Consider the following 9,425-nt stretch of genomic DNA (forward strand, 5'->3'; position numbering starts at 1 on the left):
ATGAGCTTTTCGTAGAGCTTCACCATGTCGGCAGACTTGACAGTCTTCTTGGTGCTCTTCTTGAAGGTGTAGGTTTCCGGCTTGCCAGCCTTGGTGTTCTTGTCGCAGAATTCAGAGGAAGCAACGTCAAGAGCGATCTTGATGTCAGTGCCGAACTTGTAACCGGCATTGGTGGTTGCAGCCTTCAAAGCGTCGAGAGCCTTTTCGAGGGTCATCACGCCAGTGATTTCGTAACCGAACTTGTTCTTGGCCGGCTTGATGCTGACGCCAGGAGCGAAGCCACCTTCGTCACCAACGGTGGTGTCGAAGCCGGCCTTCTTCAGCACAGCCTTGAGGGCGTGGAAGATTTCGGTGACCATCTGGAGGCCCTTGGAGAAGGTCTTTGCGCCAACCGGAGCAATCATGAATTCCTGGAAGTCGATCGGAGCGGAGGAGTGAGCACCGCCGTTGATCACGTTGCACATCGGGCAGGGGAGCGTGAGCTTCTTGGTGCCATGGAGCTTGGCGATGTACTGGTAGAGAGGCATCTTGGCGTCGTTAGCAGCGGCGCAGCAAACAGCCATGGAAACGCCGAGGATAGCGTTTGCACCGAGCTTGTTCTTGAGCATGCGGTTGCCGTCGAGAGCGATCATGGCGTCGTCGACTTCGGTCTGCTTGGCCGGGTCCATGCCGATGATCTTCTTCGCGATCTTGGTGTTCACGTTCTTCACAGCAGTGAGCGTGCCCTTGCCGCAGTAGGTCTTCTTGTCGCCGTCGCGGAGTTCGCAAGCTTCGCGTTCGCCGGTAGAAGCACCGCTCGGGACAGCAGCGTGACCCTTCACGCCGTTTTCGAGGGTAACATCAACTTCGAGAGTGGGATTGCCGCGAGAATCGAGGATCTGGCGGGCAACAACGGATTTGATTTTAGAAGCCATTTTTTAGCCTTTTGGTTTAGTGTGAAAAATTTTGCGGTGTAAAATATAGAAATTAGACGAAAGACGAAAGACGATAGGCGAAAGAAAAGGGGGTAAAAAGGGATGGGTTTTGCCATCAATTATCAGAGGCACACTCCTCCTCCGAAAGTATTTCCATAACCCGTTTGTCGTTTTCGTCCCATTCACAACCATTGTCACAACTGCCAACCCTTTGACACCTATCTGCCGTTACATCTTCATGGCTAAGCCAGTGGTTTCGCTCCACTTCAGGGCAATCCCCTACAATCCTAATGCTAAAAGGCAATACCCTCTTTATGTACTCCGAATTGCAAGTCAGGCCAGCCTCCCAGCTACCATGGACAACACCCTCAGCAGGCACATCCTGGAGCCTATCCAAAACAATAATTTCCGGAATACCGATATTCACATCCGCATCTACAGGAACATCCCCGTCGCAAGAAAGTTCCTCGACAAACGGCCCTTTTGAAACCTTTCCATTTTTTCCCAAATCCAGCGTAAAAGTCTTTTCGCTCCGGAAGCCTCCATGGCATATATTCCCCGACTTCCCTTCATAAAAAGTCTGGGGTTCGATATAATCCACATTTTCCACCAACCGCAATTCTAGCGTATCCCCGCGAAGAACGCAATACTCGGCCACAGGAGGGAGCGTATCGCAGAAACCGACAATCTTCGCCTTGAATTTTGCCTCCAGATTAGGGCCACCTTGTAAACTCGCGCTCCAAAGCCCATCAAACTCTTTCCCGAAATAAGTGACAAGAGAATCCTTGGCATTGACCATAGGGAACCTTTTCAACGCCCACGCGTAAATATCATTTTTAAGGAATAGTCTCCGCTCCGGCAGCGGAACCTGTATATCCCTAGCCGAACCTGTAGAGGTACAAATGCCTCCACCTCCGCCACCCACCAATGGGCACAATTCCCCCTCTACGCACCTGGTAGGCGGACTTACTCTAAAACGATAATTCCAACGAGTACAACGTTCGTGAACCACCTTTGGAATATCCCAAGAAGAATCCCAAGGTATTTCGATACTCTTGACAAGATGAAGGTTGTATGTATTTTTATCGGTGACGACTGCGCAAAATTCCGCCACGTTGGACTCCGGCTCGACTTTCTCGGAAGAGCACCCGCAAAGGAACATCGCCATCAATAGAACCGGCAGCCAACACAATTTCAAAAGTTTCATACAGCAATCCCTGATTATCAAACAAACTAGAAAAAAGATAAAGGGGGTGTTCCTATTTGGAGAATCTTATTCGGACAATGTGAATTTACGGCAGTATCGGGGAACTCCAGGATATTCTAAAACACTAGATACACTTTGGTACAAATATCCGTTTTAGAAATCAGTCCGCGCTGGCCGCACAATCTATTTTTAGGGCGTATGGGAACATTTTGCGGACGGAAGCCCGCCGGAGGCATTTATGAACAAGAAGTTCCTATTCTCGATGATTCTCGCGCCCGTGACGGCAATGGCCTTCCAGGTCGGCGCATGGGTCGGAGGGCCCGGACAGTACCCGCAACCCACGCAGCAGAACGTGCAGGCGTTCCAGGATTTGCAGGGCACGCACCTCGACCTCATCAGCTACTTCGCGCTCTTCGACATCAACGACTGGAATGCGACCGCGCAGTACGCGAACGTCGCGAAGAACAACGGCTCCACGCTGGTGGTGACCTGGATGGCGAACGGCTACAACGCGCAGGAACTGGTGAACGGCAAGGCCGACAACTACATCCGTGAATATGCAAAGGGCGTTAAGGGCTTCGGCGACGAAATCTGGCTCAGACCGCTCCACGAAGCGAACGGCGACTGGTATGACTGGGGGGTCGGAAAATCAGGCGCCGGCAATACCGACGCGAACGTCGCCGAAGCTTTCCGCCACATCGTGAAAATCTTCAAGGAAGAAGGCGTCACGAACGTCAAGTGGGTATGGACCACCAACGCCTCGAACCAGGGCAGCGGTACCACGCTCACGGGCAACTACCCCGGCGACGACTACGTGGACTACATCTCCATCGACGGCTACAACTGGGGCACGTGCCAGAGCTGGTCCAGCTGGCAGACGTTCTCGCAGGTTTTCAAGAAGGCGTACAACGCGCTCGCGAACATCGACAAGCCGCTCTTTATCGCCGAAATCTCAAGCTCCGAGAGGGGCGGCAACAAGGCCGAATGGATTACCGACATGTTCGAGCACTTCGCCACGGACTTCTCGCGCGTTTTCGCGGTGATGTGGTTCAGCCAGAGCAAGGAAGCGAACGAGGGCGACTGGGCTCTCAATACCTCGCAGGCCGCCGTTGACGCCTGGAAGGCGGGCATCGCGAAGATGAAGGCAAGTGAGCCCAAATCTTCGAGCAGCGAAGCGGTTATCGAATCGTCAAGTTCAGTCAGTTCGTCCAGCAGCACTACCGCCATCCGCACCGGCGGGATTACAGACAAGTTCTCGTTCCGGCAGCAGGGAGGCAAGCTGCTCTTGCAGGTTGACCGCGCCATGACCGCGAGCGTCGTGCAGTTCGACCATCAGGGACGCATCCTGTGGCAAAGCGCAGTGCAGCACTTTACCCCAGGCGAGCACTCCATCAACGTTCCCAACGCAAACTCACGCAGTATCTACAAGCTTGACATCGTCCGCTAAGCAGTACCAAGACACGCTGCGCAATAGCCAAACAGCAAAGCCTCATGGTTTCAACCATGGGGTTTTCTCGTAAGTAGTTCAAGGCCAGAAGACAGGAATCACTTCAGCTTCACACCGGAATTCAAATGAACTATCGTGGACTTGAGCATTTCTTCCACCAGGTTATTCATCGTCTCCTGGGTCATTGCGGAAAGAGGTACGTAACTCATGCGACCAGCAATCTCCCTGGACTTGTAATCCACCAAGGCAATCTTTATATAATCTCCATTATACTTGTTCTCCGATTCTAGCACAACCATATAGTCTAATGTCTGGTCCAGCGCCTTAAAAGGAACCACCCGAAATCCTCTAGACGCAAAAGCACCTTCAACCATCTCCTTAACTTTTCTTTCCTCACTAAAGTAATCTTCCTTAGATTCGCATAAAGACTGATATTCACAAAGTACGGCAACCGTCGAGGTCCCTTGAGCGGAAATTTCCTTATAACGTTGAACGCCACTTAAAGTGCAGCCTACTAGAACCACACAAGTAAACAAGATTATGTATAAATTAAATTTCATCTAGCTACCCATTACATAATCCACGTGTTTTTATGCGCTACAGTTTTCCATACCCCGTCTCTTTTCTCAAGGCTATAGAAACCGCCAGTATTAAAACTGCCCATCACGTTCAGTATCGCCAAAGTGCGATTTTCGTTAAAGACCACGCTCATGATTGCCGGAAAGGATTCATAGTGGAAACCATGCCCCCAATGCCTGCTCACGACTGAAATAGCCACCATAAGGAAATCTTCCTTCAAATTAGAATCCGAAAACGGGAACGCATACTTCGGATCCACGCCCATAAAGGCATCCAACAAAGTGGAGTATTCCTTTGTGAGCACCAAAGTCTCCTGCCCCAGGGGGTTCTTTTCCATACAAGCCATATTGGTAACCTTGTATTTTTCCCGTTCCTCCCATGGAGACGAAACTAACGTCTCCAACTCATTAAGAGTCTTCGCTGGTTTAACAAAATAGGGAACATCCTGCCTGACAACAAAGAAGTGTGCCATCATTTCCCCGAGTCCAGACGACTTTAGAAACTCCACCTTATCCTCGAAGGAAACATCCTTACGTTCTTCATAATGAAGGCTGTCCTGCTCCTTGAGAAGGTAGTCATAGTCAGATTCAATCCCAAACCGAAATGCAGCCTCGTAAACTGCGCGAATTTCAAGGGACAATTCACCGCTTGCCGAATTGCAGATGGAATCGGAGACCCGCTTCCACGGCTCAAAGAACGCCCTTCTTGAAAGTCGCATAGAATCAACCAGGGAAGAATCCATGTTTTTCTGCTCCATCAAAGCAGCAAACATCTCATAGGATTTAACCAAAGGCGCCCCAACGGGATCGTCCTTCAACTCCTGCATCCTTTTCGCTGGGTACTCCGCTTTATCTATGATTTGCTGGACTTTTGACGACTCAATGTACAGTGAACCTGATAATCCATTGGTTAAAACGGCGCAACCTGTTACAAGCAAGCCGCCAAGAGCAATCAGCAAGATTACAATTTTTTTCAAGAAGCATTTACTCACAAAACAAGCGCATCGCTCCATATAAAAAGATGCCAATTTTTCCACAAAATAAATAAAAAATTCAGTACCCGTACAATTCCATCAATAGCCTTTGCGGCTTTTGACAATGCCAAGCCATGTCGCTTCGATGTCGGTGTCCCTATGCTTCTGGTCCATCTCGACGGTAAAGTAGTTCGAGACATCGTCTTGATGACGCAATAGGCCACACTGTAGACTCAATTAGGACTTTGAAACAGAAAAGGCTCGCTTTTGAAGCGAGCCTTCCCTCTAGGATAATTCTGTGCTAAGGCAAGAATTAGAAACGGAAGTGGGCGAAAGCCTTGTTGGCTTCGGCCATCTTGTGCGTATCGTTCTTCTTGCGGACAGCGTTGCCTTCACCGTTCTTGGCAGCAACGAGTTCGGCAGCAAGGCGGTCGGCCATGTTGGGTTCGTTGCGGTTGCGGGCGGCATCAAGGAGCCAGCGGAGGGCGAGAGCCTTGGCACGGTCCGGAGCAACTTCCATAGGAACCTGGTAGTTCGCACCACCGATACGGCGGGACTTGACTTCGACGCGCGGCTTGATGTTTTCGAGGCAGAGTTCGAACTTTTCGAGCGGGGTTTCCTTGCCTTCGACCTTCTTGTCGAGCTGTTCAAGAGCAGTATAGACGATCTGTTCAGCGATGGTCTTCTTGCCCTGCTTGAGCACGACACCGACGAGTTCGGTAACGAGGGTAGACTTGAAACGCGGATCCGGGAGGATGGAGCGATGGAGAGCCTTTCTTCTTCTAGACATATTCTACTTCCTTACTTCTTGGCCGGAGCGGCACCTTTCTTCTTGACACCATACTTGGAACGGGCGTTCTGACGGCCGTTGACAGCCTGAGTATCGAGAGCGCCACGGATGATGTGGTAACGGACACCCGGAACATCCTTGACACGGCCACCGCGGATGAGCACGATGGAGTGTTCCTGGAGGTTGTGGCCTTCGCCGGGGATGTAAGCCGTAACTTCCATCTTGTTGGAAAGGCGCACACGGGCAATCTTACGAAGAGCGGAGTTCGGCTTCTTCGGGGTGCTGGTGTAGACGCGGGTGCAGACACCACGCTTCTGCGGGCAGGACTTCAAGGCCACGGATGCGGTCTTGTTGCTGATCTGTTCACGTCCGTTGCGGACGAGCTGTTGAATAGTAGGCACTTTTAATCTCCTAGATTTTGGAGTGCAAATATAGTTCTTTTTCCAGTTTTTTCAAGTACATAGTCGAAATTACTCCGCATCTTCCTCGTCGGAAGCGCCGATTTCGTTATCCAACATCTGGATTCCGGAACCGAAGTCATCGTATTCGGCATGTACGTTCTGCAGGCGCTGGCGTTCTTCCGCCTCGGCATCGGCATCGACCACTGTCACGTTCCTCAAGTGGCGGGCACCGGTTCCGCACGGAATCAAACGACCCATAATCACGTTCTCCTTAAGGCCCATGAGCGGGTCCACCTGCCCTTCGATGGAAGCGCGGGTAAGGATCTTGGTGGTTTCCTGGAACGAGCAGGCAGAGATGAAGCTGTCTGTCGCCAAGGAGGCCTTCGTGATACCAAGGAGCATCGGCGTGAAGGTCGCCGGCGTCTTGCCCTGAGCGATCAAGCGATCGTTCTCGGCGCGGAGACGCACCTTGGAGATTTCTTCGCCCGGAAGCAGTTCGGAATCGCCGGATTCCTTGACCTTCACCTTGCGCATCATCTGACGGACGATACATTCGATGTGCTTATCTGCGATAGCCACACCCTGCAGGCGGTACACCGCCTGGATTTCGTTCACCAGGTGACGCTGGACCTCTTCAGGTCCGAGGATCGTCAGGATATCGTGCGGGTCTGCACTGCCTTCGCTGATCTTCTGACCAGCGCGGACACGGTCACCTTCGTTGACCGCCAAGTGGACGCCGCGGGGAACCAGCACTTTCTCTTCCTGGTCGTCCATCTTGATAATAACTTCTTGGTTGTTGCGGACTTCCTTGCCCATGACGATGAGACCGTCAATCGGGGCAAGAACGGCCGTGTTCTTCGGCTTGCGGGCTTCGAAGAGTTCGGCCACGCGCGGAAGACCACCCGTAATGTCGCGGGTCTTACCGGCGGCACGCGGAAGCTTAGCGACCGTAGAACCGACAGAGACCACGTCGCCGTCCTTGACGGTAAGGATAGCGCCGTCAGGCAGCATGAAGTGGCCCGCCTTGGTGTTCGCGGAGTCGAGGATGCTGATCGCCGGACGGAGCTGGCGGGCACTGCCGCCATGCTTCTCACTGATCACGATCCAGGTCTCGACGTCGGTGTTCTCGTCGCGTTCGACACGGAACGTCTTGTTTTCGACGAGGTCCACGAGCTTCACCTTACCGGCAACGTTCGTAATAATCGGGCTGTTGTACGGATCCCATTCGAACATCACTTCGTCCTTCTTGACGGAAGCGTTGTTCTCGACATGCATGATGGCGCCGTACGGAATCTGGTAACGACCCTTGTTGATGCCCGTGTTGTCGAAGATAACGAGTTCTGCCATGCGGCTCGTGACGACCTTCTGGCCCTCGTGGTCGACGGTTTCGACCTGTTCGAGTTCCACGCGGCCATCGACGGAGGCCTTCTTGCAGTTTTCGACAGTCAGACGGGAAGAGGCACCACCGATATGGAAGGTACGGAGGGTAAGCTGCGTACCCGGTTCACCGATAGACTGTGCGGCAAGCACGCCCACGGCTTCGCCCAGGTCGACCGGACGACCGGAAGCAAGCATACGGCCGTAGCACTTGGAGCACACTCCATTGCGGGAATCGCAAGTGAGCACGGAGCGCATCTTGATGTGTTCAAGACCCGTAGCGGAAATCTTCGGAAGGTCACGTTCGGTGACGAGTTCGCCAGCCTTGACAATCACTTCGCCCGTAACAGGGTGCTTGATGTCTTCGACCGGAGCGCGACCGAGGAGACGTTCTTCCAGCGGGATCACGGTGTCGTCGCCGTCCTTGAATGCGGACACTTCGATACCGTTGGTGGTACCGCAGTCAGCCTCGGTAACAACGAGGTCCTGGCCCACGTCCACGAGACGACGGGTAAGGTAACCGGCGTCTGCCGTCTTAAGGGCGGTATCGGCCAGACCCTTACGGGCACCGTGAGACGAGATGAAGTATTCCATCACGTTCAGGCCTTCGCGGAAGCAGGACTTAATCGGGTTCTCGATAACTTCCTGACCGCCGAGCTGCTTGATAGGCTTCTGCATCAAGCCGCGCATACCGGACAGCTGCTTAATCTGTTCGCGGCTACCACGAGCACCGGAGTCGGCCATCATGTAGACGGGGTTGAAACCGTCACGGTCGCGGGAAAGGAGATCCCACTGCTTGGATGCGACTTCGGCAGTCGTCTGCGACCACACGTCGATCGTCTGGTTGTAACGTTCGCCGTCGGTAATCACACCGTCCTCGTAGAGGCTGCGGATGTTGTTGACCTTTTCGGTAGCGGCATCGAGCATGGCCTGCTTGTCTTCGGGGATCACCATTTCGGCGATAGCCACGGAAGAACCGGCGCGGGTTGCCCACTTGTAACCGTTGGCCTTGAGGTTGTCGAGGTATTCGACAGTCACGCGGTTGCCGGTGCGACGGTAGAGGTCGTCGATAGACTTCGCGATGACCTTCTTCGCAAAGGTTTCGTTCGCGTAGCCGAGTTCGTTGGGAACAAATTCGTTAAAGATGATACGGCCGACAGTCGTCTTGATGACGTTATCGTCCTTGAGTGTAAGGAACTTGATCTTCTCGCCAGCCTTGACGTTCACTTCGAGGTTGCCGTTGTCGTCGGCAATTTCGCGGACGCAGGTGCAATCCTTCTCGAGGGCGCCGATGTAGATCTTGCGGCCAGCCTTGAGCTTCAGGTACACGGTGGCGTTCAGATCCACGACACCGTTCTCGTAAGCGCGGATGGCTTCGGCGGAATCAAAGAAGTGCATGCCTTCGCCCTTGCGACCCGGACGCGGCTTGGTGAGGTAGTAGAGCCCGAGCACGATGTCCTGGCCCGGCACAGCGATCGGCTGACCGGAAGCGGGGTGCAGGATGTTGTTCGAGGACAGCATGAGCACGCGGCATTCGAGCTGGGTTTCGAAAGAAAGCGGGAGGTGCACGGCCATCTGGTCACCGTCGAAGTCCGCGTTGAATGCGGTACAGACGAGCGGGTGGAGGCGGATGGCGTTACCTTCGATGAGCTTCGGATAGAAGGCCTGGATACCCAAGCGGTGAAGCGTCGGGGCGCGGTTCAGCATCACCGGGTGGTCCTCGATGATTTCTTCGAG

Annotated in this window: 8 protein-coding genes; 1 reads left to right on the top strand and 7 read right to left on the bottom strand. The window is 53.3% G+C overall.

What is annotated here, in order from left to right:
* Positions 1 to 914: phosphopyruvate hydratase (gene eno, locus B4B27_RS07670; RefSeq protein ID WP_414654302.1), on the bottom strand; the 914-nt coding region annotated here is incomplete at its 3' end.
* A 115-nt stretch (positions 915 to 1,029) separates the two neighbouring features.
* Positions 1,030 to 2,121, bottom strand: coding sequence for a hypothetical protein (locus tag B4B27_RS07675; protein WP_290725289.1), 1,092 nt, complete (start codon positions 2,119 to 2,121; stop codon positions 1,030 to 1,032).
* A 238-nt stretch (positions 2,122 to 2,359) separates the two neighbouring features.
* On the opposite strand from B4B27_RS07675, the gene B4B27_RS07680 reads away from it, so the two are divergent.
* Positions 2,360 to 3,568 (top strand): glycoside hydrolase family 26 protein, encoded by a 1,209-nt coding sequence (locus B4B27_RS07680; RefSeq protein ID WP_290725291.1) that lies wholly within the window; start codon positions 2,360 to 2,362, stop codon positions 3,566 to 3,568.
* 98 nt (positions 3,569 to 3,666) lie between these two features.
* Here the strand turns inward: B4B27_RS07680 and B4B27_RS07685 are convergent, their stop codons facing one another.
* The 5 genes from B4B27_RS07685 to rpoC form a co-directional block, all read right to left on the bottom strand.
* Positions 3,667 to 3,867 carry a hypothetical protein gene (locus B4B27_RS07685; RefSeq protein WP_290725293.1) on the bottom strand — a complete coding sequence of 67 codons (201 nt, stop codon included), beginning with the start codon at positions 3,865 to 3,867 and terminating at the stop codon, positions 3,667 to 3,669.
* A gap of 272 nt (positions 3,868 to 4,139) precedes the next feature.
* Positions 4,140 to 5,183: a hypothetical protein gene (locus B4B27_RS07690; protein ID WP_290725295.1), complete on the bottom strand. Its 1,044-nt coding sequence runs from the start codon at positions 5,181 to 5,183 to the stop codon at positions 4,140 to 4,142.
* Positions 5,184 to 5,433: 250 nt separating this feature from the next.
* Complete coding sequence (gene rpsG, locus B4B27_RS07695) at positions 5,434 to 5,910, bottom strand: 30S ribosomal protein S7 (protein WP_173367010.1); 477 nt, start codon at positions 5,908 to 5,910, stop codon at positions 5,434 to 5,436.
* A gap of 11 nt (positions 5,911 to 5,921) precedes the next feature.
* A complete protein-coding gene (gene rpsL, locus B4B27_RS07700; protein WP_073188010.1) occupies positions 5,922 to 6,311 on the bottom strand; it encodes a 30S ribosomal protein S12 in 390 nt (129 codons plus the stop codon).
* Between the two features lie 69 nt (positions 6,312 to 6,380).
* Positions 6,381 to 9,425, bottom strand: a 3,045-nt coding sequence (gene rpoC, locus B4B27_RS07705; protein ID WP_290725300.1) for a DNA-directed RNA polymerase subunit beta', incomplete at its 5' end; no start/stop codon positions are given.

The sequence above is a fragment of the Fibrobacter sp. UBA2449 genome (assembly GCF_002342555.1).
Classification (GTDB): Bacteria; Fibrobacterota; Fibrobacteria; order Fibrobacterales; family Fibrobacteraceae; genus Fibrobacter.